Raw genomic sequence first — 24,255 nt, forward strand, 5'->3', positions numbered from 1 at the left:
GTGCTCAACGCAGCTTCAGCGTCGACAGCCCGATCAGCGCCAGCACCACCGAGACGATCCAGAAGCGGATGACCACCTGCGGCTCGGTCCAGCCGAGCTGCTCGAAGTGGTGATGGATCGGCGCCATGCGGAACACGCGCTTGCCGGTGAGCTTGAAGGAGGCGACCTGGATGATGACGGACACTGCCTCCAGCACGAACAGGCCGCCGATGATGGCGAGCACGATCTCGTGCTTGGCGGCCACCGCCATGGTGCCGAGCAGCCCGCCGAGCGCCAGCGAGCCGGTATCGCCCATGAAGATCTGGGCCGGCGGCGCGTTGAACCAGAGAAAGCCGATGCCGGCGCCGATGACGGCGCCGCAGATCACCGCGAGCTCGCCCGATCCGGGCACGAAGTTGATCTGGAGGTAATTGGCGAACACCGCGTTGCCGGCCAGGTACACGATCACGCCGAAGGCGGCGGAGGCGATCATCACCGGCACGATGGCCAGGCCGTCGAGACCGTCGGTCAGGTTCACGGCGTTGCCGGCCGCCACGACGACGAAGGCGCCGAAGACGACGAAGAACCAGCCCATGTCGATGAGGAAGCCCTTGATGAAGGGCACGGCGAGCGACGTCGCCATGACCGCGTTGGCGCCTGCGGCGCCGCGGCTGACGGTGACGATGGCGAAGCAGGCGGCCGCGGCGATCATCGCCTCGACGCCGAGCCGCGCCCGTCCGGAGAACCCGGCGTGGGACTGCTTGGTGACCTTGAGGTAGTCGTCATAGAAGCCGATGGCGCCGAAGCCGATGGTCACCAGCATGACGATCCAGACGTAGGGGTTGGTCAGATTCGCCCAGATCAGGGTGGAAACGATGATGCCCGACAGGATCATCAGGCCGCCCATGGTGGGCGTGCCCTTCTTGGTGAGGATGTGCGACTTCGGCCCGTCCTCGCGGATGGGTTGCCCCTTGCCCTGGCGGATCCGGAGCATCGAGATGATGCCCGGGCCGAACATGAAGACGAAGAACAGCGCCGTCGCCGTCGCTCCGCCCGTCCGGAACGTGATGTACCGGAAGACGTTGAGCGCGCTGAACGTCGTCGAGAGGTCGGCAAGCCAGTACAGCATGGGCGGCGACAGCCTCCTGATCAGGCCCCGATGGCCTCGTCGACGTGGACGCTGGGAAACCGAGCCTTCAGGGCTGCGACCAGGCGGGAAATCCGCGTCCCGTTCGACCCCTTGACCATCACGACGTCGCCGGCGCGAATCGTGCTGATCAGGTGCGTCTCCAGTCCACCCGGCTCGTCGGCATAATGGGCCCGGCGCTCGATGGGAAGAGCGTGCCACAGATTGAGCATCTGCGGCCCGGCTGCAAATACGAGTTGCACATCGTTGTCCACCACATCCCGGACAAGCTCCGTGTGCAGCTTCTCCGCGTGCACGCCGAGCTCGAGCATGTCCGCGAGAACGGCGATGCGGCGGCCGCGCAGGGAGACCGCGGCCTGTCCCAAGGCGTGCAGCGCGGCCTGCATCGAGGCCGGATTGGCGTTGTAGCTTTCGTCGACCAGCAGGAAGCTGCCGCCCGGCACGGCGAGCTCGCTGCGTGCGCCACGTCCCTCCGGCGGCGCCAGATCGGCGAAGCGGAGAGCGGCGAGACACAGGTCGCCGCCGATGGCCTGGATGGCCGCCAGCACGGCCAGGCTGTTGAGCACCAGATGGCGGCCCGGCGTGCCCAGGCGATAGGCCACCAGCGTGCCCATCACGTCCGCTTCGACCACGGACATGTCGGGCTTGGTGATGGCGCGCACCAGCTTCACGTCGGCGTCGTCACGCTCTCCGAAGGAGACGATACGGCCGGCAGCCGAGGCCAGGGCGTGCTGCTTCAGCCGCTCGAAGTGCGGGCTGTCGCGGTTGATGATCGCCGTGCCGCCGGGCTTCAGCCCTGAGAAGATCTCGCCCTTGGCGTCCGCGATCGCCTCCACCGACGGGAAGAATGCCAGATGCACCGGTGCGACCGTCGTCACCACGGCGACGTCGGGCTGCACCATGGCCACCAGCGGCGCGATCTCGCCGGGCGCGCTCATGCCGATCTCGAAGATGCCGAACTCGGTCTCCCGCGGCATGCGGGCGAGCGTCAACGGCACGCCCCAGTGGTTGTTGTAGGAGGCGACGGAGGCGTGGGTGCGCCCCTGGCCCATCAGCGTCTGCCGCAGCGCCTCCTTGGTGCTCGTCTTGCCGACCGAGCCGGTGACGGCGATGATCCGCGCCCGCGAGCGTGCCCGGCTGGCGCGGCCCGCCGCGACCAGGGCGGCCAGCACGTCGTCGACGACGAGAAGCGGCCCGAGCTGGCCCATGTCCGGCGCATGGGCCTCGTCCACCACCGCCGCGGCGGCCCCCTTGGCGAGCGCCGCCTCGACGAAGTCGTGGCCATCGCGCGCATCCCCCGCGATGGCGAAGAACACGTCGCCGGGCATCAGGGTGCGGGTGTCGATCGATACGCCGGCCACGGCTTCAGGCAGGCCGCCATGAGCCCGGGCATGCATCGCCACCATCAGTTCTAGCCCGGTCCACAGCGGGCCGGTGGTCTCCGTCGTCATGTCGTGATCTCCGAAACAGCGGCCCGCACCGCCTCGTGGTCCGAGAACGGCAAGGTGGTGGAACCGACGATCTGCCCCGTTTCATGCCCCTTGCCGGCGACAACCAGGATGTCGCCGGTGTTCAAACCATGCACCGCGGTACGGATGGCGGTGCCGCGATCGCCGATCTCCTGCGCCGACGGCGCGCCTTCGAGGATGGCGGCGCGGATCGCCGCCGGGTCCTCCGAGCGCGGGTTGTCGTCGGTGACGATGACCGCGTCGGCGCCCTCCGCGGCCGCCTGCCCCATCAGCGGGCGCTTGCCGGGATCGCGGTCTCCGCCGGCACCGACGATGCAGACCAGCCGGCCCGACGCGTAGGGCCGCAGCGCCGCCAGCACCTCGCGCAGCGCGTCCGGCTTGTGCGCGTAATCGACGATCACCAGCGCGCCATTGACCTCGGCGACCCGCTCCATGCGGCCCGGCACGCCGGTCAGCCCCTCGAGCGCCGCGATCACCTGGTCGGCCTCCTCGCCGGCGGCGATGCAGAGGCCCGCCGCCACCAGCGCATTAGCGGCCTGAAACTGCCCGACCAGCGGCAGGCGGACCTTATAGGCGGTTCCCTCCACCTTGACACCCAGCCGCTGGGCGAAGCCGTCCGGCTTGATCTCGGTGATCTGGATGTCCTCGCCGCCCTCGCCGACGCTCAGCGTGTCGAGACCGCGCGTCGCGGCCGCCACCAGGACTTCCTGGCCGTGGCCCGAATCGACGTTCACGACCGCGGCGCCGCCCAGCGGCAGCACCTCCGTGAACAACCGCAGCTTGGCCTCGAAATAGGCATCCAGGTTGGGGTGATAATCGAGGTGGTCGCGGCCCAGGTTGGTGAAACCTGCGGCGCGCAGGCGCACCCCATCCAGCCGGCGCTGCTCCAGGCCGTGGGACGATGCCTCCATGGCGAGGTGGGTGACGCCCTCGCCGGCAAGCTTTGCCAGGAGCTCGTGCAGCGTGATCGGATCCGGCGTGGTCAGCGACCCGTAGACGGCCCCGGACGGCGCCATGACGCCGATGGTTCCGAGCGAGGCCGCCTGACGCCCGCACGCGGTGAAGATCTGGCGCACGAAGTCGGCGACCGAGCTCTTGCCGGCCGTGCCGGTCACCGCCACCACCGTCTGCGGCTGCCTGGGGTTGAGTTTCGACGCGGCGACGGCGAGCGCGCGGCGGACGTCCTCGACACGGCCGAACGCGACCTCCGGCGGCAGATCCCCCGGCCGCTCCCGCTCGGCGACGACGGCCACGGCGCCCCGCGCCAGCGCGTCCGGCGCGAAGCTCAGCCCGTCGAGCTTGCTGCCCGGCACGGCGACGAAGGCGTAGCCCGGCTGCACCTTGCGCGAGTCGAGCGCCACGCCCGCGATCGGCCGCGAGGCCTCGTCGGCCGGAAAGCTTCCCGGAAACAGCTGGCCGAGCTTCATCTCGAGGTCATTTCTCCCAACGCATCCCGCGCCATCCCAAAACCGGCCCATGCCACCGGCCGGCCGAGGAGGCGCGCCGCCCTCTGCCGCGCAACGATGGCCATTCTGCGAACGCGCCGCCGGAACATACCTATCCGATCAGATCGGCAGGCCCGACCGGGACAAGCTTCGAGAGCCGCGGCGCTGCGGGCGGACCGCTCAGGCCGATCGATAGCGCAAGACCACGACAATCGCGAGGCCGCCGGGTGCGAAGGCCATGGTCGCGGCCTCAGCGCGCCCCCCAGGCGCCAAGGCGCACCATGGTCGGGAAGGGCATGGCCGGGGCCTCGAAGCGCGGCGGCAGGCCCAGCAGCGGCGCCACGCGCTCGATGATCTTGCCGGTCGTCACGCCGGCGTTCCAGGCCGCGGTCGCGTAGCCGCCCGATTCCGGCAGGCCCTGCGGCTCGTCGTACACGGTCACGAACAGGTACTTGGGCTTGTCCGCCGGCGCGATGGCCATGAAGGTGGTGAACAGCCGGTTGTGGGCGTAGCGGCCGCCGATCACCTTTTCGGCGGTGCCGGTCTTGCCGCCGACGAAATAGCCTGGCACCAACGCCTTCCTGGCGGAGCCCTTGGTGCCGTTGAGCCGCATGATGTAGCGCAACGCCTCGCTGGTCTCGGGCTTGATGACGCGGCGATAGACGTTCCTGGCGTCCTCGTCGCTGCGCTTCAGGAAGGTCGGCGTGATCCAGTTGCCGCCGTTGACCAGCGCGCCGACGGCCGCCGCGGCCTGCAACGGCGCGACCGCGAGGCCATGCCCGAAGGCGATGGTCATCGTATTGAGCTCGCCCCAGCGGGACGGCACGATGGGCTCGGCATTCTCCGGCAGTTCCGTCCTCAGCCGGTCGAGCTGGCCCATCTTCTTGAGGAAGGCCTTGTGGCCATCGACACCGACGGCGAGCGCCATGCGCGCCGTACCGATGTTGGAGGAATGCAGGAAGATCTCCGGCACCGTGAGCACGCGGTTGGTGCCGTGGTAGTCCTTGATGGTGAACTTGCCGTAGCGCAGCCCGCCGCGGGTGTCGAAGCTGGAGTTGATCGACACCTTGCCGCTGTCGAGCGCCATGGCGGTGGTGATCGCCTTGAAGGTAGAGCCCATCTCGTAGACGCCGACCGCCATGCGGTTGATGCGGTCCTTCTCCAGCGCATCGACCGGGTTGTTGGGGTCGAAGTCCGGCAGGGAGACCAGCGAGATCACCTCGCCGGTGTTGACCTCGAGGATCAGGGCGGCGCCGGCCTTCGCCTTGAAGTGCGCCATGCCCTTGACCAGCTCGTCGCGCACGGCGTGCTCGGCCCGCAGGTCGAGCGACAGCTGCACGGGCTTGAGGTCGGCGGCGCTGGCGGCGAAGCCGGCGCCCGCCAGGTCCTTGAGCCCTTGGCTGTCGATGTATTTCTCGATGCCGGCGATGCCCTCGTTGTCGACGTTGGCAAAGCCGAGAACGTGGGCGCCGGCTGGGCCATTCGGGTAGACGCGCTTGTTCTCGGCCAGGAAGCCGACGCCCGGGATGCCGAGGCGATGCACCTCGTTGCGCTGGCTGGGGGTCAGCTCCCGCTTGACCCAGACGAAGCCGCGCTTGGTGGACAGCTTCTCGCGCAGATCCCGCGCGTTGATGTCCGGCAGCACGGCGGTGATCAGTTCCGTCGCCTCGTCCGGGTCGATGATGTTGCGCGGCTCGGCGAAGGCCGAATAGGTCTTGATGTCGGTGGCGAGCACTTCGCCGTTGCGGTCGACGATATCCGGGCGGGCCGCGGCGATGACGCCGCCGCCGATCCGCTCGGACGGATGCTGCGGCACGATGGCGAAGGAGACCAGACGCGCGGTCACTGCGCCGAACACGACGATGAAGGCGAGCACGAGCACCAGAATGCGCGCCCGGCTCTTCTCGGCGCGCATGCGAAAGACGTCCTTGACGTAGTGCCAAAGACGCCCTCGCCAGATCGCGCCGCCGGCCGGCGTGGCGCCCTGTTCTGCGGTGCGGATCGCGGCGGGTTCGACGGGGGTCGGGTCGAGCATCGCTACCTCGCCGGGGTCTTGCCGGACGCGGGCGTCCGCGCCTCGCCCGGATCACTGCCCTGGGGGGTGGCGGTGGGCGCGGCCAGCCCCAGGTCCTCGAGCTTGCGCCCGATCGTGTCGACCCTGGCCTGGCGCTGGGGCAGATCCGCCGTGCGCACGATCTGATCGATGTCGAGCGGCTTCAGGTCCAGATGGCGCTCGGCCAGCGCCTGCAGGCGCTCCGGCCGGTTCAGCCGCTGCCACTCGGCCTGCAGCACCGCGATCGTCTCCTTCTCCTTCTGCACGCGCCGCTTCAGCTTGGCGACCTGCTCGGACAGGTAGATCGTGTCGTACTTGATGGAATAGGCGTAGACGGCGGACGCGATGAGCGCGCCGATGGCCATGATGTGCAGGAGCCGGATCAAGCGCGCCCTCCTCGGGAGGAAGAAGCTGCGGGAAGCGCGGCAAGGGCGGCAACCGAGCCGTCCTCGTCACGCGCCGGCGCGGCGGTGCGCTCGGCCGCTCTGAGCTTGGCGGAGCGGGCCCGCGGATTGCTCCGCACCTCCGCCTCCCCCGGCAGCACCGGCCCGCGCGTCACTGCGGCGAACGTCGGCGCCGCCGGCGCCAGCCCGGGCAGATGGCGCGAGCTGCCCCCTTTGCCTTCGCGCTTGGCGAGGAACTGCTTGACGATGCGGTCTTCCAGGGAATGGAAGGTGACCACGACGAGGCGGCCGCCGGGGGCGAGGGCGCGCTCGGCGGCGTGCAGCGCCCGCACCAGCTCGCCGAGCTCGTCGTTGACGGCGATGCGCAGGGCCTGGAACGTGCGGGTCGCTGGGTGCGGCCCGTTCGGCTCGGCCCGCACGATGCTCGAGACGATGTCCGCCAGCTCGCGCGTGGTGCGGATCGGCGCCTTGCGCCGCGCTTCGATCAAGGCGTGCGCCACGGCGCGGGCGCGCCGCTCCTCGCCGTAGTGGTAGATGATGTCGGCCAGCCGCGCCTCGCTCGCCTCGTTGACGATGTCGGCGGCGCTGTCGCCGTCGGCGCCCATGCGCATGTCGAGCGGGCCGTCGAGACGGAACGAGAAACCCCGTTCGCCTTCGTCGAGCTGCATGGACGACACGCCGATGTCGAGGACGACGCCGTCGAGGGGGAGGAAAGCCTCGCCGGCCGCGACCGTGTCGAGATCGCCGAAGCGGGCCTCGATCAGCGTCAGGCGGCCGAGCGACGACCGCACCAGCTTCTCGCCGGCCATGACCGCCGTGGGATCACGATCGAGCGCCAGCAGCCGCACGGCCCTGTTGGCCTTGAGGATCGCCGAGGCGTAGCCGCCGGCGCCGAAGGTGCCGTCCAGGAAGCGACCGCCGCGCTCGAGCGCAAGGGCGGCGAGCACCTCCCCCAGGAGCACCGGGACGTGACGGGCCGGTCCGCCAGCGGCGCCGGCTTCACCGTCGCCGCGGCCCGTCATGTCCCCGGAACCCCTGGGGGTGGAGAGCTTCCCGGGCGCGCCGCGAGCCGCGCGCCGAGGGTCTTCTTCAGGTCCCGGACCCGGGCGCGCGCCTCGTCGAGGTGCTGCCGGAAACGTTCCGGCTCCCAGACCTGAAACTTGTGGCCATGCCCCACCAAGGTCACCGTATCCGTGATGCCCGCGTGGGCCTTCAAACTGTCGGTCAAGATGACCCGGCCTTCCGGATCGATCTTCAAGACCTCGCTCGTGCCCAGCAGGGCGGTCGATAGATGGTCCCGTTCCTCCGAATAGGGTGAGAGGGACGCGAGCAGCGCGTCGATCTCGCCCAGCAAAGCGTTGCCGCCCGCATCCAGCGCCGGCGCATCCAGCCCCGGATGAACGTAGAGGCCCTCGAACCCGTCGCGCGCCAGCACCGCCCGGAACGGCGCCGGGATCGAGACCCGGCCCTTGGAATCGAGCCGGTTGGTGAAGTTGGACACAAAACGGTCCATCGCCCCCGACCGATCCAGCTCCCATGCCCCGCATCCCGACGATCGGAATGCCGAAGCGTGTGCCCGGACCGCACGCGCCGAGCGATACGTCCAGCCGTCGGGCGGGCCGGTTCAGGGCCCTCCCGGTCCGTCCCGCCGGGGCGGGTGTTGACTGGATGATTTGGGATATCATGGGACCATATGGGCGTCAATGGAATCAGATGGTTCCGGCGTGGGTTGCCCGCCGCAGGCATGATCACGCCACGTTAAGGTTAACGAAATGTATTCAATGGCTTGTGGAGATTCTCTGAGGTGCGGCACCGGCATCGCCGCATGCCGACGTCCAGTCCAGCCGCCGCCACGGGCAGCCGGCTAGAGTATTTCGCCATTGGATGGGTCCACCCAATGGCGAAATGCTCTAGCGGCGCGGCTCCGGGCGGCGCCGCGCGACAGGCGCAGCGGGGCCGCGTGGACAGCGGCGCCGGCGATGAGGGGGAAGATGCCAGCCGGCCTGTAAGCCGGGTTCTGTAGGGCCCCGAACGCCGTTCGGGACGTGACGACCATTCCTCTGGGACGGTCGTTACCGACCGCCTCAAGCAACCAACCCGGGCGACTAGGCAGGAAACGAGCCTACGCTTGCGCGTGCGCCGCCCCTATTTGGTTTTGCTCCCGGTGGGGTTTGCCGTGCCGTCCCCGTTGCCGGCGACGCGGTGCGCTCTTACCGCACCCTTTCACCCTGACCTCCGGCGGACCGGAGGCGGACTGCTCTCTGTGGCACTTTCCCTGGGGTCACCCCCGCCGGACGTTATCCGGCACCGTGTTTCCGTGGAGCCCGGACTTTCCTCTGTCGCATGCGACAGCGGCCGTCCGGCCGACTGGCAGGCCTGATGTGAGCCAGCGACGCCGCGCGGTCAAGGGCGTGGATGGAGCCGAGGCCAAGACCTGCCGCAGCAGGCCATCGCCATCAGTGCGAGGCCATCATCGTGCGCACGCGGGCGCAATACTGAGCCGCGGCCCGGGTCATGCTAATGGCCCGATGTCCCGCCTGGTATTTCAGAATGGTCCGGCAGGTATCGCCGTCGGCCAGCTGATAGGCCATGGCGAGGTACTTGAGCCCGTAGCGCAGGTTGGTGTCGGCGTCGTAGAGGCCGCTCACCGAGCCGGTATAGCCGACCGAGCGGGCGGTCGCCGGGTGGATCTGGCAGAGTCCCACGTAGGGGCCGTTGCGGGCGTTGGGATTGTAGCGGCTCTCGACGCGAACCACGGCGTCGGCGAGGCCGACCGGGATGCCGTAGCTGCGGGCGTGCTTGGCGATCAGGTCGGCGACGGCGGCGCGCGCCGCCCGGTCGCGATCGCGGTTGTGCCAGCGCCCGCGGCGGCCCTGCTCCGGCAACTCCTCCGGCGCAGCGGCGGCGGGCGCCGCCTGGCCCATCGGCTGGCTCTGCTGCGGTTGACCCGACAGGAACTTGACGATGTCGAAACCGCCGGAGGACGCTTGCGGCGCGGCCGACGCCTGCACCACCGGCGCCGCGGCGCCGGCCTGGTCGCCTCCGGACTGCATGTCCGCGGCCTCGGCGGCGGCTTTCCGTTGCGCCCGCCGCCGCGCCTTGGCCTCCCAACGCGCCATGCGCGCCGTCGCGATCCGGCCCTTCGCCGGCTCGCTCTTAGCCTGCTCGCTTTTGGCCTGCTCGCTTTTGGCCTGCTCGGCAGCCGATTTGGCAAGATCCCTGGCGGAGTCCGCATCGGCGCCGGCGGCGTTGCCGTCGGCTGGCGGCTCCGGCTCGGCGCGCGCCTTGCCGTTGGTGTGCCTCGCCGCGGTACGCCCGCTCTTCTTGGCGTCGGCGGCCTTTGCCGGCTTCTTATCCTCGGCGGATTGGGCCGACGGCTCACGGACGGGCGGCAGGGGCGCGCTCGCCGTCTCGTCCGCCGCCTTGGCAGGCGTTTTGGCAGATGTTTTGGCGGCCGCGGCACCAGCCTTCGCCGGCTTGGCCGACGCGGCCTCGCTCGCCGGCGCAGTCTTGTGCGCAGGCGCAGGTTTTTGCGCGGACGCAGGCTTGTGCGCGGATGCAGGGCTGGCCGACTTCAGGGTATCCGGCCAGGGCGATCCGCTGGTGGAAGAAACCGTCGATGGCAGCGCCGGCTTGGCCGACTCCTGCGCCGAAGCGAGGCCCGGCACGAGAACCGACGCGGCAGCATAAAGTAACGCCGCCGTGATCGGTGTCGGTCTTGCCACGATGATCGTCTCCCGCCAGGTTGGCTCCAGAGCTACACCCTGACGCCAAATACGGCAATCGTGTGAGCCCGGCGCCATTCTACCGCCAGAAAGTTGACAGCTGGTGCAGGGCTGATCTGCATCCGGGCGGAGCTGCCATACATCTGTCTTTGCTGGACTATTACTGTAGCAGCGGCCGGCGGGCGGTCACCTGTTGCCGCAGCTTGGCCTTCTTCGGCTTTGCTGGTAGGGAATTGGCCAGCGCCGCGCGCCTATTTCCCGTGCAACGCGCAGCACACGTCTCGCAACGGCGACAGGGAGCTCACGCATGAAAAAGTGGTTAGCCATCGGGTTCGTGGCGGTGACCGTCTCGGCTTGCTACACGCCGCAGGATCGCGCCATCGGTGGTGCGGCCATTGGCGGTCTGGCGGGTGCAGCGATCGGCGGAGCGGCGACGGGCACCGGCGGCGGTGCGCTGGCCGGTGCGGCGATCGGCGCCGTCGGCGGGGCCATGGTGGGCGCTGCGACTGCTCCCGCCAACTGCCGCTACTACTATTACGCCGGCCGGCGCTATCAGGAGTGCTACTGAGCCCGTCGCGCGCGGCCGACGGACCGCGCTGACGTCTCCTCAGGGATCGACCGCCCGGGACGAACCGTCCTGCGCTCGAAGTGATCGGGACATGCGAGATCCCGCCGACGCCAGTCGGCGGGATTTTTGCGTATTGCAGCCGCTTTTTCGTATCAGGAGCGGGGGCGTAAGCGGATCCGAATCATGAGCGTATGGGGAAAACTGGGTGGCGCTGGACTTGGCGCCCTCATCGGCGGCCCGCTTGGTGCGCTGGTGGGGGGCGCCGCCGGTCATGCCCTGTTCGATCGCCTGCTGTTTGGCCAGGCCCCGGCAGACGTGGTCTTCGCCACCGGGCTGGTGGCGCTGTGCGCCAAGATGGCCAAAGCCGACGGCGTCGTCACCGAGAACGAGATACTGGCGTTCCGCCGCATCATCGACGTGCCGGCCGCGGAACTGCCGCGCGTCGAGCGGCTGTTCGACCTCGCCCGCCAGACCACCGCCGGCTACGAGGCCTATGCCCGCCAGCTCGGCGACCGCTTCCGGCACGACCAGGCGCTGCTCGAGAGCGTCGTCGACGGGCTGTTCGAGATCGCCAAGGCGGACCACGCCATCCACGAAGCGGAGACCGCCTACCTCGAGCACGTCACGCTCGCCCTGGGGCTCGACGAGGCGGACTACCGCCGCATCGAGGCCCGCCACGTGACGCGCGACGATGATCCCGACATCGTCGATCCCTATGTCGTCCTGGGCGCGGACCGCGGCATGAGCGGCGCGGAGCTGCGCGCCCACTATCGCCGCCTGGTCAGCGAAAGCCATCCCGACCGGCTGATCGCGGCCGGCCTGCCGGCCGAAGCCGTGACCATCGCCACCGATCGAACCGCGGCGATCAACGCCGCCTGGGAACGCATCCGCCGCGAGCGGGCGGCGTAGAACGGGATGATTTCTCCGAATCATCCGGTTCTACGACTTTGTCTTGAGCATGATCTTCTCCAAAAAGCCGGTGTCCACTTTTTGGGATCATGCTCTAGCTTGACGCGCGCGGCGGACTTGACGATGGAGGACGGCGCGTGGGCGCCGACATGACGATGACGAAGCTGGTCCCCGACAGCCCCGCCGCGGCCAAGGTCTTCCCCTCCCCCAACCACGGCGAGCGGGCGGGCGGGCAAGCGCCGCGCATGCTCATCCTCCACTACACCGGCATGCCGCAGGCAGCGGACGCCTTGCAGCGCCTCTGCAGCGCCGCGTCGAAAGTGTCCTCTCACTATTTCGTGTTCGAGAACGGACACGTGCTGCAGCTCGTGCCTGAGGCCCGCCGCGCCTGGCACGCGGGCCTGTCGCGATGGGCCGGCGAAACCGACATCAACTCCGCTTCGATCGGCATCGAGATCGCCAATCCCGGTCACGCCGGCGGGCTGCCGCCGTTCCCCGAGGCGCAGACCGCCGCGGTGGTCCACCTCTGCCAGGACATCGTGCAGCGCCGCGGCATCCGCGCCGATCTGGTGCTCGGCCATTCCGACGTCGCGCCCGAGCGCAAGGACGATCCGGGCGAGCTGTTCCCATGGCGGCGGCTGGCCGACTCCGGCGTCGGCCATTGGGTCGCGCCCGCCCCTATCCGCAGCGGGCGCTTCTTCAGCCCCGGCGAGAGCGGCGCCCCGATCGAGGCCTTGCAGGCGATGCTGGCGCTCTACGGCTACGGGATCGACATCACCGGCGTCTACGACCGTCAGACCGAGGCGGTGGTGACGGCCTTCCAGCGCCATTTCCGCCCCGAGCGCGTCGACGGCATCGCCGACGCGTCGACGATCAGCACGCTGCACGACCTGATCGGCTCGCGGCCCGGCCCGCTGCTCGCGTAGGGTCGGCGCGCCGCGCCCGGGTTACGGCAATTTCACTTAACTTCGCCTGGGTTTGCCCGCACTCTCGACCATCTTCCAGGGCATGCGGCTGCGCCGAATGACCTGCCGAACGCAGGCGATGGCGTCGCGAGGGGAACGGAACCGGTGCCGGAACAGAAGAGACCGAAGCGCTGGCTGGTGAGCCTCGCTGCCGCAGCCCTGCTGGCCGCCGCGGGCGGCGGCCTGTGGGCGGTGTTGGGCCGCGGCGGCGACGTCGATGCCGCCTACCGCGTCGGCCCGGTCGACCGCGGCGACATCGTCGCAAGCGTCCGCGCCACGGGCACGCTCAACCCGCTGACCAACGTCCTCGTGGGCTCGCAGCTCTCGGGGCAGATCGTCGAGATCCTTGCCGACTACAATTCGACGGTGAAGCAAGGCCAGGTGGTGGCGCGCCTGTTCTCGGAACAGGTCCGCGCCCGCCGCGACGCCGCCGCGGCGAACCTCAGCGATCTCAGGGCTCAGCTCGACCAGCGCCATGCGCAGCTCGACAAGGCCAAGGCCGCGCGCGTGAAGGCCGATGCGACGCTGAAGGACCTGGCCGCCCAGCGTGACCGGGCCGCCGCCCAGGCGGCCGACGCCGGCCGCACCCACGATCGGCAGAGGAGCCTGTTCGAACGCGGCACGGGCGCCGAGCAGGCCTACGACACCGCGCGGACCCAGCTCGCCGTCCAGAGCGCGACGGTCGCCTCCGTCGCCGCACAGATCGCCGCCGCCACCGCCGACCTCTCCGGCCTCGATGCGGACATCGTCCTGGCGCGCGGCCAGGTCGAGTCGATGAAGGCTCAGATCACGGCCGGCGAAGCGCAGCTGCAGGTCGCCGAGATCGACCTCGACCACACCGAGATCCGCTCGCCGGTCAACGGCGTCGTCGTGCAGCGCCAGGTCGACCTCGGCCAAACCGTCGCCGCATCGTTGAGCACGCCGACGCTCTTCACCATCGCCCAGGACCTGCACGACATCGACATCTGGGCCAACGTCGACGAAAGCGACGTCGGCCGGGTCAGGGAGGGGCAGCTCGTCAAGTTCACGGTCAACGCCTATCCCAACCGGACTTACGAGGGGCTGGTGCGCCAGATCAGGCTCGCGGCCCAGACCATCTCCAACGTGGTGACCTATACGACCGTCGTGCGCGTCGCCAACAGCGACCTGACGCTGCTGCCCGGCATGACGGCGAACCTGCAGATCATCGCCGACGAGCGCCAGAACGTGCTGCGCATCCCCAACGCGGCGCTGCGCTTCCGGCCGCCCGGCGCGGCCGGTCCGGCGGCAGGCGCGCCGCCCGCGCCTGCCGCGGCGCCTGCGGGCGAGCGCTCGGGCGGCCGCGTGCTGGCTCAGATCAGAGAGGAGATCGTCACCGAGCTCAAGCCGACGCCGACCCAGGTGCAGGCCGTGGACGAGGCCATCGCCGAGGTGCGGACGTCACCGACGGTCCGCGATCCGGCGCTGACGCAGGAGGAGCGGCGGGCCGCCTTCCAGGCGCTGCGCCAGACCATGGTCCAGCGCATTTCGACCTCGCTCGACCCCGAGCGGCGCAAGGCCTTCGAGGCCATGGTGCAGCGAGCCCAGGCGGCGCGCGCCCAGGGCCACGGCGCCACCGGCCGGGTGTGGATCCTCGACCCGGCGGGCGGCGAGCCCAAGCCGGTCAGCGTGCGCCTCGGCATCGCCGACGGCAGCTTCACCGAAGTGCTCCGGGGCGACCTCAAGGACGGCGACAGCGTCATCATCGGCGGCGGCGCCCGGCTGGCGGTCAGCCCACCGGCCAGGCCTACGCCGATGGGCGGCCCGCGCGGCCCCCGGCTGTTCTGATGGTCGCGCCCCCACAGGACCGCCCCCCTCCGCTGCGGCCCCGGCTGCGGGCGCCCCGAGCCGGCCCGTCGTGGAGGTGGACGGGCTCACGCGCGGCTATCAGCTGGGCGACACCCGGGTGGTGGCCCTCGACCACATCTCGCTTGCCGTCGCCGAGGGCGACTTCGTGGCCGTCATGGGCCCGTCGGGCTCGGGCAAGTCGACGTTCATGAACCTGATCGGCTGCCTCGACCGGCCGAGCGAGGGCCACTATCGCCTCGACGGCGTCGCGGTCGAGACGCTGGACGCCGATGGGCTCGCCGCCTTGCGCAACCGCAAGATCGGCTTCGTCTTCCAGCAGTTCAACCTGCTGCCGCGGCTGACCGCCCTGGCCAACGTCGAGCTGCCGATGGTCTACGCGGGGATCGAGCGCAAACACCGGCACGAGCGGGCCATGGCCGCGCTCGGCCGCGTCGGCCTGGCCGAGCGCTGGCACCACCGGCCCAGCCAGCTGTCCGGCGGCCAGCAGCAGCGCGTCGCCATCGCGCGGGCCATCGTCAACAGCCCGCAGTTGCTCATGGCCGACGAGCCCACCGGCGCCCTCGACAGCCGCACGGCGATCGAGATCCTGGCGCTGTTCCAGGAGCTGAACCGCGAAGGCGTGACGATGATCGTCGTGACCCACGATCCGGAGGTGGCGCGGCATGCCCGGCGTGTCGTCCGCTTCAAGGACGGCCACGTGATCGACGACGTGCGGCAGGCCGCCCTCGACGCGGCCGCAGCCCTCGAGCGCCAGGACGGCGGGCCGGGCGAGGCCGCGGCATGAGCATCGCCGAGGCGGTCCGCGCGGCGCTGGCCGCGATCGTGGCCAATTCCCTGCGCAGCGCGCTCACCATGCTCGGCATCGTCATCGGCGTCATGGCCGTGATCGCCATGGTGGCCATCGGCTCCGGCGCGCGCGACGTCGTCACCAGCCAGATCAAGAGCCTGGGCGGCAACCTCGCCATCATCACGCCGGGCAACGTGACCACCGGCGGCGTGCGCATGGGCGCCGGCGCCTCCTCGACGCTCACCGACGAGGATGCGCAGGCGATCATCCGCGAAATCGACGGCGTGGTGGCGGCGGCGCCGTTCGTGCGCAGCAACGCCCAGATGGTCTACGCCGGCAACAATTGGGGGGCACCGCTCTACGCCGTCGACGACGGCTATTTCGCCGCACGCGAATGGGAGGTGGCCGAGGGACGCGGCTTCGAGCCCGAGGAGATCCGCCGCGGCGACATCGTCGCGCTGGTCGGCACCACCGTCGCCCGGAACCTGTTCGGAGACATCAGCCCGATCGGCGAGACCATCCGCGTCAAGAACGTGCCCTTCCGCGTCGTCGGCATTATGGCCAGCAAGGGGCAGTCGAGCTTCGGCCAGGATCAGGACGACGTCATCTTCGTGCCCCTGGACGCCGGCCGCACCCGCGTCATCGGCCGCAACCTGGCGAAGTCGAGGTCGGTCAGCTCGATCTTCGTGAAGTTCGAGAACGGCGACGACATCAACCCGGCCATCGAGCAGATCACCCAGCTGCTGCGGCAGCGTCATCGCCTCGCCGCCGACGCCGACGATGATTTCACGGTCCGCAACCTGACCGAGATCGCCGAGGCGGCGTCGGCCAGCGCCGGCACGCTGTCGCTGCTGCTCGCCGCCGTCGCGGGCGTATCCCTGCTCGTCGGCGGCATCGGCATCATGAACATCATGCTCGTGTCGGTAACGGAGCGGACCCGGGAAATCGGACTGAGGCTGGCGGTCGGGGCCCGGCCGCGCGACATCCTCTGGCAATTCCTCATCGAGGCGACCACGCTCGCGACGATCGGCGGCGCTGCCGGCGTCGTGCTCGGCATCGTCGCGGCCGCGGGCGTCGCCTTCGCCTTCGGCTGGCCGACGCGCATCTCGCCGGAGGCCATCGTCATCGCCGTCGCCTTTTCCGGCCTTGTCGGCATCTTTTTCGGCTTCTACCCCGCCCGCCGAGCCGCCCGTCTCGACCCCATCGAGGCCCTGCGGCGCGACTAGAGCCTCTCCCGATCAGATGGGACTCAGCTGCTCGGGAAAGGCTCCAGGTCCTTGAATCTGGGCCGCTTCTTTCTGATCGGCTAGTGCCATCCGATCAGAAAAGAAGCGTTTTAGGCCAAATGTCCGGCATGGGCTTGCCTCGGCAATAGCTCTGTCACAGTGTCGTGCCATGTGGAACGCTGGCTTCATGAGCCGACGTGTGAAGGGGGAGCGACGGATGTTCGAGAGGATTGTCGACACACTTGCGCACACGATCGGGCTCACGCCGGATCAATCGAAGAAGCTGATCGGTGAAGCGATCCGCCTGCTGACCTCCCAAGTCGACGGCGCGCGGGGCCTGCTCGACCGCGCCCGCACGCTCGGCATCATCGGCTCCGCCTCCGAGTGGCTCGGTCGCGCCGACGCCCCGCCCATCACCGGCGAGCAGAGCCGGCGCCTGTTCGGCACCTCGGTCGTCGAGGCGATCGCCGGCCGGCTGCACCTGCCGGCGGACCGTACCGCGGCTGCCATTGGCGAGACCATCCCGCGCCTGATCGGCCAGCTGTCCCCGGGCGGCACGCTGCCGGCCGCGCTGCCGGCCTCGGTCCTGGCGCTCGCGCCGGCACTCGCCGGCGGCGCCCGCCTGAGCACGCGCGAAGCGGTGGGCAGCTGGGCGCTGCGCGGCATCATCCTCGCCGCCATCATCGCCGCCCTGTGGTGGCTGGCCTACAATCTCAGCAAGCCCGGCAACATCGCCCAGGCCCCGTCGACGCCGCCGAGCACCGACAGCGGCGCCAAGCCGGCCGCCCCGGCGACGGCCGGCGCGCCGGCGACAGGGACCGCCGCGTCGGGAACGCCCGCGGCCGGCGCCGCGACCACGACGGCAGGCGCCGGGGCCCCGGCGGCCGGCGCCACCGCGGCTTCGACGCTGCCGACGCTCGACCTGCGCCGCGACGAAAACGGCAAGGTCACCTACGCCGGCACCGTGGCCGACGCCGGCACGCGCACGGGCATCCTCGCCGCGCTCGAGACGGCCTTCGGCAAGGACAACGTGAGCGGCAACCTCAACGTCGACCCGAAGGTCGGCCCGGCGCCCTGGCTCACCTGGCTCGGCAAGCTGTTCGACCTGTTCAAGAGCAACGGCAAAGGCAACTTCGCCTTCAACCTAAACGGGCCCGACCTGAAGCTCGGCTCGCTTCCGCAGGGCTTGGACGGGTCCAAGCTGATGGCCGGCCTCGGCGGGCTGCTGGGCGGCCTGGCGATCACGCTGCCCGACGGCAGCAAGGCCGCGCCGGCCCCTACCGGAAGCGCCGCTCCCGCGGCGGCTCCGACGTCGAGCCCGGCCGCAGCCACCGCGACCGCGCCGCAGCCCGAGCCGCCGCCGACACTGAACCTGAGCCGCGATGAGAACGGCAAGGTCACCGTCTCCGGCACCGTGTCGAACAGCGGCACCCGTGCCGCCCTGATGGGCGCGCTGAACACCGCGTTCGGCAAGGACAACGTGAGCGGCACCATCACTGTCGATCCCAAGGTGGGCTGGGCGCCCTGGTTCACCTGGTTCGGCAAGATGATGGATCTGTTCAAGAACAGCGGCGGCAAAGGCAATTTCGCGCTGAACCTGAACGGGCCGGACCTCAAGCTCGGCTCGCTGCCGCAGGGCTTCGACGCCTCCAAGCTGATGGCTGGCCTGGGCAGCCTGCTCGGCGGCCTGTCGATCACGCTGCCCGACGGCTCGAAGGCGACGCCCGCCGCCGCCACCGCGGCTGCGGGAGGAACGGCTGCGAAGCCCGCGCCGACCGGGCCTGGCGCCTCGCTCGACAGCAACACCGTCATGGCCGCGCTCGACAGCATGTCGCCCGACAACCTCAACATCGACGACCTGACCAAGACCTTGTCGCTGATGACGATCGAATTCGCGACCAACAGCGCCGACGTGCCGGCCGACGACAGGCGCGTCCTCGCCAAGGCGGCCGAGTTCTTCAAGAAGCTGCCCGGCACCATGCGCGTCGAGATCCAGGGCCACACGGACAACCAGGGCACGGCAGCCATCAACGAGCCGCTGTCGCTGGATCGCGCCAAGGCCGTGCTCGATCTCCTGGTCAAGGACGGCGTGAACAAGGACTCGTTCACCGCCAAGGGCTTCGGCGACACCAAGCCGGTGGCCAGCAACGACACCGCCGAGGGACGCGCCCAGAACCGGCGCATCGACTACGTCATCCTCTCGCGCTGACGCCGGGTGGCGATGGCGGACGGCCCCGGCTGTCCGCCTCGTCGGCGCCTCGCGCGTCCCTGCGGGATGGCATCACCCGATGAGAGCGGGCAGCTTCGATGACCTCGAAGCTGCCCGCTCTCGCTCTTTAATGCGGACATTCGACTAAATGCCCATGCCAATTGCGGCGCCGGTCGGTCAAAAGTACCGCTACACACTTTGCTCGCGGCCCGTACGAATGGCTCGCATCGGGGGGAAACACATGAAGCCTTTGGCGACCTTCGGTCTCATTCTTGCCGCAGCGGGGCTCTGGACGCAGGCGCCGGCCGCCGCCGAGGACCTCAAGGTCGCGCTGATCTCCAGCAAGACCGGCCCGCTGGAAGCCTACGCCAAGCAGACCGAGACCGGCTTCAACCTCGGCCTCGAATATCTGACCGGCGGCACCATGACGGTGAACGGCCGCAAGATCGTCGTCATCTCCAAGGATGACCAGGGCAAGCCCGACCTCGCCAAGTCGATGCTCGAGCAGGCCTATATGGACGACAATGTCGATCTCGCCGTCGGCACCACGTCGTCCGGTGCAGCCCTTGCCATGCTGCCGGTGGCGGAGGATGCCAAGAAGGTGCTGATCGTCGAGCCCGCCGTCGCCGACGCCATCACCGGCGACAAGTGGAACCGCTATATCTTCCGCACCGCCCGCAACTCCAGCCAGGATGCGCTGGCCGCGGCCGTGGCGCTCGGCGACGGTGAAGCCTCGATCGCCACGCTGGCCCAGGACTATGCCTTCGGCCGCGACGGCGTCGCCGCCGTCAAAGCGGCGCTGGAAGCCACCAAGAGCAAGGGCAAGGTCGTTTTCGAGGAGTATGCGCCGCAGAATGCCACCGACTTCACCGCCTCTGCCGAGCGCATCTTCGAGGCGCTGAAGGACAAGCCCGGCCGCCGGTTCCTGGTCATCATCTGGGCGGGGCCGAGCCCGTTCACCAAGATCATGGATCTCAAGCCCGATCGCTTCAAGATCGAGGTCGCGCCCGGCGGCAACATCCTGCCGGTCATGAAGACCTACAAGCCCTTCCCGGGCATCGAAGGCGCCGTCTACTACTACTGGGGCTTCCCCAAGAACCCCATGAACGACTGGCTGGTGGCCGAGCACACCAAGCGCTTCAACATGCCGCCCGACTTCTTCACCGCCGGCGGCATGGCGGCGGCGGCAGCCGTCGTCGAGGCGGTCAAGAAGGCCGGCTCGACCGACACCGAGAAGCTGATCGCAGCCATGGAAGGCATGGAGTTCGATACGCCCAAGGGCAAGATGACCTTCCGCAAGGAGGACCATCAGGCCATGCAGGCGATGTACGCCTTCCGTGTGAAGGCGGACGGCAAGTCGGAATGGGACCTGCTCGACCTGGTGCGCGAGATCCCGGCCGCCGATCTGCCGGTGCCGATCCGCAACAAGCGCTGACCGCACGCGCGTGGCGTCCGTCTCTTCCCTCGCGCGGCCCGCGCTCGAGACCCGCGATCTCACCATCCGGTTCGGCGGCCACGTGGCCGTCGATGCGGTGAGCTGCGCCTTCCACCCGGGCACGCTCACCGCCATCGTCGGGCCGAACGGGGCCGGCAAGACCACCTACTTCAACCTGATCTCCGGCCAGCTCAGGCCCAGCGCGGGCCAGGTGCTGGTGGCAGGCGAGGACGTGACCGGCCTGACCGCGGCGGCCCGCACGCGGCGCGGCCTCGGCCGCGCCTTCCAGCTCACCAACCTGTTTCCGGGCCTGACCGTGCGCGAGAACGTCCGCCTCGTGGTGCAGAGCCGCAGAGGCGCCGGCATGGATCTGTTCACCCGCGCGGCGAGCCGCACGGAGCTCGGCGAGGAGGCCGAGGCCATCCTCGCCCGCATGTCCCTGGCCGAGCGCCGCAACGACATCGCCGGCGCGCTTCCGCACGGCGATCAGCGCAAGCTCGAGGTGGCCATGCTCGCCGCGCTGGAGCCGGACGTCTTCATGTTCGACGAGCCGACCGCCGGCATGAGCGTCGACGAGGTGCCGACCATCCTCAACCTGATCCGGCGCATCAAGGAGGCCACCGACAAGACCGTGCTGCTGGTCGAGCACAAGATGGACGTGGTGCGCCAGCTCGCCGACCGCATCATCGTGCTGCACAACGGCAGCCTGGTCGCCGACGGCGAGCCGGCGGAGGTGATCGCCTCGCCGATCGTGCAGGAGGCCTATCTCGGCGGGACGATCGAGCATGCCTGAGGCTGCGCCCGGATCGGCCGGCGCCGCCCCCCTGCTCGGGCTCGACGGCGTCCACACCCACATCGGCCCGTACCACATCCTGCACGGCGTCGACCTCGCGGTGCCGCGCGGTGGGCTGACCATGCTGCTCGGCCGCAACGGCGCCGGCAAGACCACGACGCTGCGCACCGTCATGGGCCTGTGGCGGGCGTCGGCCGGTCGCATCGACTTCGACGGCCGCCCGATCGCCGCCCTGCCGACGTCCGACATCGCTCGCGCCGGCATCGCCTATGTGCCTGAGACCATGGGCATCTTCGGCGATCTGACGGTGCGCGAGAACCTCATCCTGGCAGCCCGTGAAGGCGCCATGGATACCGGCCGCCTGCGCTGGATCTTCGGCCTGTTCCCGGCGCTGGAGCGCTTCTGGCTGCTGCCGGCCGGCACGCTGTCGGGCGGCCAGAAGCAGATGCTGTCCATTGCCCGCGCCATCATCGAGCCGCGCCAGCTCATTCTCGTCGACGAGCCGACCAAGGGGCTGGCGCCGTCGATCATCGCCAACATGGTCACGGCGTTCCGGGAGCTGAAGGCGACCGACACGACCATCCTGCTGGTCGAGCAGAACTTCATGGTCGCCAAGGCGCTGGGCGACAGCGTCGCGGTGATGGAGGATGGGCGCATCGTCCACGCGGGCGCCATGGCCGAGCTCGCCGAAGACCGGGACCTGCAGCAGCGGCTGCTCGGCCTCAGCCTGGACATGCATCAATGAGCGTCGCCAAAGCCAACGACACCGTGCCACCCGCCCCTGCGGCGCTGCCCGGCCGCAAGATCGATTGGGCGCCCCTCGCGCTGGTCCCGGTCCTGGCCCTGGCCGCCCTGCCGCTGGTCGGCTCACCCTCCACCTGGACGACGCTGACCATCGCCGGCCTCGCCATGGGCATGATGATCTTCATCATGGCGTCCGGGCTCACGCTGGTATTCGGGCTGATGGACGTGCTCAACTTCGGCCACGGCGCCTTCATCACCGTCGGCGCCTACGCCGGCCTCATCGCGGCGGTGCCGCTGGCCGGCTGGCTCGCCTCCGATCAGCTCGCCGTCAACGCCGCCGCCCTCGCCGCCACCATCCTCGTCGCCATGGCCGTCACCGGGGTCGTCGGCTACGCCTTCGAGCGCGTCATCGTCATGCCGGTCTACGGCCAGCACCTGAAGCAGATCCTGGTCACCATGGGCGGGCTGATCGTGATCCAGCAGCTGGTCATCGTGCTGTGGGGCCCGGTGCAGATCCCGCTCGCGGTGCCCCAGGCGCTGCGCGGCGCCTTCTTCTTCGGCGACGTCGCCGTCGAGAAATACCGGCTCACCGCCGTCGCCCTCGGCCTCATCATCTTCGTGGCCATGCAGCTCGTCCTGACCAGGACCAAGCTCGGCCTGCTGATCCGTGCCGGCGTGGAGAACCGCGAGATGGTCGAGGCGCTGGGTTACCGTATCCGCCGCCTGTTCGTCGGCGTCTTCGTCGCCGGCTCGATGCTCGCCGGTCTCGGCGGCGTGATGTGGGGCTTCTACCGCGAGACGCTGACCCCGGGCATGGGCCTAGAGGTGATGGTGATGATCTTCATCGTCGTCATCATCGGCGGCCTCGGCTCGGTCGGCGGCTGCTTCATCGGCGCCCTGCTCGTGGCGCTCACGGCCAACTACACCAGCTTCCTCGCCCCCAAGCTGGCGCTCGGCTCCAACATCATCCTCATGGTGGCGATCCTGCTCTGGCGCTCGCAGGGCCTCTTTCCGGTGGCGAAGCGCGCATGACCGCCGCACCTCCCACCACAGCCCCGATCGGGGCCACCGCCGCGCCGCGACCGTCGACGCTGCGGAGCCGCCTGCTCACCGCCGTGCTGGCCGTCATCTTCGTCGGCCTGGCGCTGGCCCCCTTCATCTTCCCCGGCTCGCAATCGCTGAACGTCGCCGCCAAGATCTGCTACTTCATCGTGCTGGCCGCGAGCTTCGACCTGCTGCTCGGCTACACCGGCATCGTCTCGTTCGCGCACACGATGTTCTTCGGCATCGGCGGCTACGGCGCCGCCATCGGCCTCTATTCGCTGGCGCCGGACTGGTCGTCGCTCGCCATCGGCACGCTTGCGGCGCTCGTCGTCTCGGTGCTGCTGGCGCTGGCGATCGGGCTGTTCTCGCTGCGCGTGCGCGCCATCTTCTTCGCCATGATCACGCTCGCCGTGGCGAGCGCCTTCGCCATCCTGGCCTCCCAGCTGGGCTGGCTCACGGGCGGCGAGGACGGCCGCACCTTCCGCGTGCCCGAGCTGCTGCGCCCCGGCACCAGGTTCATGGACGGCACCCTGTTCGGCGTTCAGATCAATGGCCGCATCGCCGCCTACTATTTGGTCTACGCCAGCATGGTGCTGCTGTTCCTGGCCATGCTGCGCATCGTCCACTCGCCCTTCGGCAGTGTGCTGCAGGCGATCCGCGAGAACGACTTCCGGGCCGAGGCGATCGGCTATCGCACGGTGATCTACCGGGTCGTCATCAATTGCATCGCCGCCGCCATGGCGACGCTCGCCGGCGTGCTGTGCGCGCTGTGGCTGCGCTACACCGGCCCCGGCACCACGCTCAGCTTCGATATCATGCTCGACATCCTGCTGATCGTGGTCATCGGCGGCATGGGCACGCTCTATGGCGCGGTGATCGGCGCCACCCTGTTCCTGCTGGCGGAGAGCTACCTGCAATCGCTGATGGGCCTGCTCAGCGCCGCCACCGCCGGGCTGCCGATCCTGCCGCAGCTGTTCCATCCGGACCGCTGGCTGCTCTGGCTCGGCGTGCTGTTCATCCTCAGCGTCTACTTCTTCCCGACGGGCATCGTCGGGCGCCTGCGCGGACGGTAGTCGATGGGCTAGCAGCCCCTCAGAGAGGTCGCTTCACATCCATCTGCTGATGCAAGATGCGGATGACGTCGATATGCGCGTCTCTGTCCGACCCTATCGCGCATGTTTGCGTCGCATGCGCTCAAGGAACGCTTGTTCGTCGAGCGGTGTGGGCTCCCCGGATTCTTCGCCCGCGATCAAGGCATCCTGCATGGCCTTGACCTTCGCCTCGTGCTCCTCAAGCAGGCGCAATCCGGCCCTGACAACATCGCTCGCAGAGCCGTAGCGCCCCGTCCTCACTTGCTGGTCGATGAAGTTGATGAAGTGATCTCCCAGCGCAACTGACGTGTTCCGACCCATGGCAACCTCCGCCCTGCGATACCTAAATCTAGCATTTTTTTGGTACAGCATGAACGGACCCAGCGCCGCCGGCCCCTTGGAGCCAGCCAGGTTGCGTCGCCCCCTGCGCCGGCT

21 protein-coding genes and 1 other RNA gene are annotated in these 24,255 nt (G+C 69.5%); 12 read left to right on the forward strand and 10 right to left on the reverse strand.

The genetic code is table 11. From position 1 onward, the window contains the following. Positions 1 to 4 precede the first annotated feature (4 nt). The 9 genes from mraY to ACZ5PO_RS38455 all read right to left on the reverse strand — a co-directional run bounded on the left by mraY (position 5) and on the right by ACZ5PO_RS38455 (position 10,222). Complete coding sequence (gene mraY / locus ACZ5PO_RS38415; protein ID WP_464188481.1) at positions 5 to 1,108, reverse strand: phospho-N-acetylmuramoyl-pentapeptide-transferase; 1,104 nt, start codon at positions 1,106 to 1,108, stop codon at positions 5 to 7. Between the two features lie 20 nt (positions 1,109 to 1,128). Further along, positions 1,129 to 2,577: a UDP-N-acetylmuramoylalanyl-D-glutamyl-2,6-diaminopimelate--D-alanyl-D-alanine ligase gene (locus ACZ5PO_RS38420; protein WP_464188484.1), complete on the reverse strand. Its 1,449-nt coding sequence runs from the start codon at positions 2,575 to 2,577 to the stop codon at positions 1,129 to 1,131. Next, complete coding sequence (locus ACZ5PO_RS38425; RefSeq protein ID WP_464188486.1) at positions 2,574 to 4,022, reverse strand: UDP-N-acetylmuramoyl-L-alanyl-D-glutamate--2,6-diaminopimelate ligase; 1,449 nt, start codon at positions 4,020 to 4,022, stop codon at positions 2,574 to 2,576. Before ACZ5PO_RS38425 ends, ACZ5PO_RS38420 begins: the two co-directional genes overlap by 4 nt. 268 nt (positions 4,023 to 4,290) lie before the next feature. Continuing rightward, positions 4,291 to 6,075, reverse strand: coding sequence for a peptidoglycan D,D-transpeptidase FtsI family protein (locus ACZ5PO_RS38430; RefSeq protein ID WP_464188488.1), 1,785 nt, complete (start codon positions 6,073 to 6,075; stop codon positions 4,291 to 4,293). 2 nt (positions 6,076 to 6,077) lie between these two features. Beyond that, positions 6,078 to 6,479 carry a cell division protein FtsL gene (gene ftsL, locus ACZ5PO_RS38435; protein WP_464188490.1) on the reverse strand — a complete coding sequence of 134 codons (402 nt, stop codon included), beginning with the start codon at positions 6,477 to 6,479 and terminating at the stop codon, positions 6,078 to 6,080. Next, positions 6,476 to 7,519: a 16S rRNA (cytosine(1402)-N(4))-methyltransferase RsmH gene (rsmH, locus tag ACZ5PO_RS38440; protein ID WP_464188491.1), complete on the reverse strand. Its 1,044-nt coding sequence runs from the start codon at positions 7,517 to 7,519 to the stop codon at positions 6,476 to 6,478. The genes ftsL and rsmH overlap by 4 nt, the downstream gene beginning before the upstream one ends. Continuing rightward, a complete protein-coding gene (locus ACZ5PO_RS38445) occupies positions 7,516 to 8,010 on the reverse strand; it encodes a division/cell wall cluster transcriptional repressor MraZ (protein WP_464188493.1) in 495 nt (164 codons plus the stop codon). The genes rsmH and ACZ5PO_RS38445 overlap by 4 nt, the downstream gene beginning before the upstream one ends. A 477-nt stretch (positions 8,011 to 8,487) precedes the next feature. Then, positions 8,488 to 8,868, reverse strand: an RNA gene (rnpB, locus tag ACZ5PO_RS38450) — RNase P RNA component class A. Positions 8,869 to 8,953: 85 nt separating this feature from the next. Beyond that, the gene (locus ACZ5PO_RS38455) at positions 8,954 to 10,222 is read right to left on the reverse strand and encodes a lytic transglycosylase domain-containing protein (RefSeq protein WP_464188496.1); all 1,269 of its coding nucleotides are present in this window, start codon (positions 10,220 to 10,222) and stop codon (positions 8,954 to 8,956) included. A 307-nt stretch (positions 10,223 to 10,529) separates the two neighbouring features. Between ACZ5PO_RS38455 and ACZ5PO_RS38460 the strand changes: the two genes are divergently transcribed. The 12 genes from ACZ5PO_RS38460 (at position 10,530) to ACZ5PO_RS38515 (ending at position 23,802) form a co-directional block, all read left to right on the forward strand. Then, the gene (locus tag ACZ5PO_RS38460) at positions 10,530 to 10,790 is read left to right on the forward strand and encodes a hypothetical protein (RefSeq protein WP_464188498.1); all 261 of its coding nucleotides are present in this window, start codon (positions 10,530 to 10,532) and stop codon (positions 10,788 to 10,790) included. Positions 10,791 to 10,973: 183 nt separating this feature from the next. Continuing rightward, complete coding sequence (locus tag ACZ5PO_RS38465) at positions 10,974 to 11,699, forward strand: TerB family tellurite resistance protein (protein ID WP_464188500.1); 726 nt, start codon at positions 10,974 to 10,976, stop codon at positions 11,697 to 11,699. Positions 11,700 to 11,854: 155 nt separating this feature from the next. Further along, positions 11,855 to 12,625 (forward strand): N-acetylmuramoyl-L-alanine amidase, encoded by a 771-nt coding sequence (locus ACZ5PO_RS38470; RefSeq protein WP_464188502.1) that lies wholly within the window; start codon positions 11,855 to 11,857, stop codon positions 12,623 to 12,625. Between the two features lie 144 nt (positions 12,626 to 12,769). After that, on the forward strand, positions 12,770 to 14,470 hold the full coding sequence (locus tag ACZ5PO_RS38475; protein ID WP_464188504.1) for a hypothetical protein: 1,701 nt from the start codon (positions 12,770 to 12,772) through the stop codon (positions 14,468 to 14,470). Positions 14,471 to 14,540: 70 nt separating this feature from the next. Next, positions 14,541 to 15,275, forward strand: a complete 735-nt coding sequence (locus tag ACZ5PO_RS38480; RefSeq protein WP_464188506.1) for an ABC transporter ATP-binding protein — start codon at positions 14,541 to 14,543, stop codon at positions 15,273 to 15,275. Further along, complete coding sequence (locus ACZ5PO_RS38485; RefSeq protein ID WP_464188508.1) at positions 15,272 to 16,504, forward strand: ABC transporter permease; 1,233 nt, start codon at positions 15,272 to 15,274, stop codon at positions 16,502 to 16,504. The genes ACZ5PO_RS38480 and ACZ5PO_RS38485 overlap by 4 nt, the downstream gene beginning before the upstream one ends. 217 nt (positions 16,505 to 16,721) lie before the next feature. Beyond that, the gene (locus tag ACZ5PO_RS38490; RefSeq protein ID WP_464188510.1) at positions 16,722 to 18,713 is read left to right on the forward strand and encodes an OmpA family protein; all 1,992 of its coding nucleotides are present in this window, start codon (positions 16,722 to 16,724) and stop codon (positions 18,711 to 18,713) included. A 241-nt stretch (positions 18,714 to 18,954) separates the two neighbouring features. Further along, complete coding sequence (locus ACZ5PO_RS38495; protein ID WP_464188512.1) at positions 18,955 to 20,148, forward strand: substrate-binding domain-containing protein; 1,194 nt, start codon at positions 18,955 to 18,957, stop codon at positions 20,146 to 20,148. A 10-nt stretch (positions 20,149 to 20,158) separates the two neighbouring features. Continuing rightward, complete coding sequence (locus ACZ5PO_RS38500) at positions 20,159 to 20,941, forward strand: ABC transporter ATP-binding protein (RefSeq protein WP_464188514.1); 783 nt, start codon at positions 20,159 to 20,161, stop codon at positions 20,939 to 20,941. Beyond that, a complete protein-coding gene (locus ACZ5PO_RS38505; protein ID WP_464188516.1) occupies positions 20,934 to 21,686 on the forward strand; it encodes an ABC transporter ATP-binding protein in 753 nt (250 codons plus the stop codon). Before ACZ5PO_RS38500 ends, ACZ5PO_RS38505 begins: the two co-directional genes overlap by 8 nt. Beyond that, positions 21,683 to 22,717 (forward strand): branched-chain amino acid ABC transporter permease, encoded by a 1,035-nt coding sequence (locus ACZ5PO_RS38510; RefSeq protein ID WP_464188518.1) that lies wholly within the window; start codon positions 21,683 to 21,685, stop codon positions 22,715 to 22,717. The genes ACZ5PO_RS38505 and ACZ5PO_RS38510 overlap by 4 nt, the downstream gene beginning before the upstream one ends. Then, positions 22,675 to 23,802, forward strand: a complete 1,128-nt coding sequence (locus ACZ5PO_RS38515) for a branched-chain amino acid ABC transporter permease (RefSeq protein WP_464197220.1) — start codon at positions 22,675 to 22,677, stop codon at positions 23,800 to 23,802. The genes ACZ5PO_RS38510 and ACZ5PO_RS38515 overlap by 43 nt, the downstream gene beginning before the upstream one ends. Positions 23,803 to 23,895: 93 nt before the next feature. Here ACZ5PO_RS38515 and ACZ5PO_RS38520 read toward each other — a convergent pair whose 3' ends face one another. After that, positions 23,896 to 24,141: a type II toxin-antitoxin system ParD family antitoxin gene (locus ACZ5PO_RS38520; RefSeq protein ID WP_464188520.1), complete on the reverse strand. Its 246-nt coding sequence runs from the start codon at positions 24,139 to 24,141 to the stop codon at positions 23,896 to 23,898. Positions 24,142 to 24,255: the final 114 nt, after the last annotated feature.

The organism is Chelatococcus sp. KU-N122 (assembly GCF_055391085.1).